Source organism: Rhizobium sp. RHZ01 (genome assembly GCF_014851595.1).
Taxonomy (GTDB): domain Bacteria; phylum Pseudomonadota; class Alphaproteobacteria; order Rhizobiales; family Rhizobiaceae; genus Rhizobium; species Rhizobium altiplani.
In genome coordinates this window covers 1-329 of sequence record NZ_JACUZZ010000124.1, presented here as the reverse complement: position 1 = coordinate 329, position 329 = coordinate 1, and the positions used below count along the sequence as shown (strand labels likewise).

1 protein-coding gene is annotated in these 329 nt (G+C 57.1%); it reads left to right on the top strand.

Going from position 1 to position 329, the window contains the following annotated elements:
• Positions 1–326 (top strand): UDP binding domain-containing protein (locus IB248_RS32465; RefSeq protein ID WP_281419736.1); only part of this gene is annotated, 326 nt, incomplete at its 5' end.
• Positions 327–329: the final 3 nt, after the last annotated feature.

The following is a 329-nucleotide window of genomic DNA, read 5'->3' as shown; positions in this document are numbered from 1 at the left end:
GCGACGCGCCATCGATCACCATCATCCAGGCCTTGCTGGATGGCGGCGCCAACGTTCACGCCTATGATCCAGAAGGCATGGAAATGGCGAAGGAGGTTATCGGCCCCATCACCTACGGCCGCGACCCATACGAGATTGCAGAAGGCGCGGATGCCATCGTCATCGTCACGGAATGGGACGAGTTCCGAGCGCTTGATCTCAAGCGGATGAAGTCGCTGGTGAAGACCCCGACCATCGTTGACCTGCGCAACATCTATCCCGTCGCCGAAGTCACCAAGCATGGCTTCAGCTATTTCGCCATCGGAAAGAAGAACGAGAAGAAGTAGAGA